The sequence below is a fragment of the Prosthecobacter sp. genome, assembly GCF_049294395.1.
Lineage (GTDB): Bacteria > Verrucomicrobiota > Verrucomicrobiia > Verrucomicrobiales > Verrucomicrobiaceae > Prosthecobacter.
The window spans coordinates 1-1679 of the sequence record NZ_JBAQCR010000014.1 but is presented as its reverse complement, the minus strand read 5'-3'; the positions used below and the strand labels follow the sequence as shown (position 1 = coordinate 1679).

Sequence of the window (1679 nt, the reverse complement as noted above, 5' to 3'; positions counted from 1 at the left end):
AGCCGCCTTTGGAGCAAAACTCCAAGGCGGCTTGTTTTATTTATCTGAAGGCAACTAGTGCAGTGCTTTCGCCCCTCACCCCCCAGCAGTGATCTGCACCACCTCGATCACATCCCCCTCTTTCACGCTCGCCCCATCAATCTCTCTCGGCAGTAGCGCCACCTGATTCTGCTCCACCACCACCGGCTTGCCACCAAGTCCAATGCTCTCCAGCAGCGACCTCACCGTCTGTGGTCCATCCAGTTCACGCTTTTCTCCGTTCAAAGTGATCTTCATATCAAAATTCGAGGTTCACGCAGCTAGGATCGAAGCATCCCAGTCCTTCCACACCGGATCCAGCCCCTGCAGTCGCAGCATCTCCGCCACGCTTTGCGGTGAACGCTGATCCGCGATGCCAAACTGCCCTTCGGCACGATTTGACTCCGCCTTCGTCTCCACTTCCACGCGCTTGCCCTTGACCGTCAGGTGCAGGTCATCATTCCCCGCTCCCGTGTAGCCACCCGGCTCCGTATGGCTGCCCGCGCTCATCACCGTGATCCCCAGCGGTGCCAGTGCATCGCGCAGCGGCGCGGACTCACGCGTGCTCAAAATGATCCCCACTTCCGGGAAGATGATGCGGTAGGCGCAGATCGTCTGCACCAGCGCCCAGTCCGGAAAATCCGTCATCGGCGTAAAGCCACCTGCCGCCGGCCGCAGCCGCGGAAACGCCACCGTAAAACTCGATTTCCAGCAGTGCTTGTACAAATGCTCCAGATGCGCCGCCAGTCGCAGCGCTTCCAGCCGCCAGTCGCTCAGGCCAAACAACGCACCAATGCCAATCCGGCGAAATCCACCCGCATACCCGCGCTCCGGGCAGGCCAGCCGCCAGTCAAAATCCTTCTTCGGCCCCGCCGTGTGCATGTCCTTGTAAATCTCACGGTCATAGGTCTCCTGATACACCACCAGGCCCTCCGCGCCCGCCTTGACCATGCGCTCATACTCCGGCGCCTCCATCGGCCCCACCTCGATGCCGATCGTCGGCACAAACTCACGAATCGCCCGGATGCACTCTTCCAGATACCCGTCGCTCACGAATTTAGGATGCTCGCCCGCCACCAGCAGGATGTTCCGAAAACCCTGCGCCACCAGGTGCTTCGCCTCCGTCACCACCTGCTCGATCGTCAGCGTCACACGCAGGATCGAGTTGTTATCACGCGAAAATCCGCAGTAGCTGCAGTTGTTCACGCACTCATTGGAAACATACAGCGGCGCAAACAACCGCATCGTCCGCCCAAAATTACGCCGCGTGATCATCCGCGACTCCTTCGCCATCGCCTCGATCTGCGCCGGCCCCTTCGGCTCCAGCAGCGCCGCAAACCGCTCCATCAGCGGCGTTTTACGCGCCGGGAGGGCATCAAGCGTGGGAATGAAGGACGTCAGCATAATTGGGGGGCTGATATAATACGCACCCGCCGCCCCATGCAACGCCACGAACACCAAATTCACCCCATTCACCCCTCCAAGGCACGGGATCTCCCCACCCCGAGAAATCTACCTTCCCCACTCTTTCTCTGCCCCCTCTGCCTCTTTGCCCCTCCGCGGCAAAACCGAACGTCCCCAACCCACACTCCACCACTCCACCTCAGTCACCCCACATACTGCGTCATAAACACCTCATTCCCCTCCGCATCCCGAAACAC

2 protein-coding genes are annotated in these 1679 nt (G+C 60.2%); both read right to left on the bottom strand.

Going from position 1 to position 1679, the window contains the following annotated elements; genetic code table 11:
• Nucleotides 1-75 precede the first annotated feature (75 nt).
• Nucleotides 76-276 (bottom strand): sulfur carrier protein ThiS, encoded by a 201-nt coding sequence (thiS, locus tag WAW39_RS00995; protein ID WP_422314844.1) that lies wholly within the window; start codon nucleotides 274-276, stop codon nucleotides 76-78.
• Between the two features lie 15 nt (nucleotides 277-291).
• On the bottom strand, nucleotides 292-1422 hold the full coding sequence (gene thiH, locus WAW39_RS00990) for a 2-iminoacetate synthase ThiH (RefSeq protein ID WP_422314842.1): 1131 nt from the start codon (nucleotides 1420-1422) through the stop codon (nucleotides 292-294).
• Nucleotides 1423-1679: the final 257 nt, after the last annotated feature.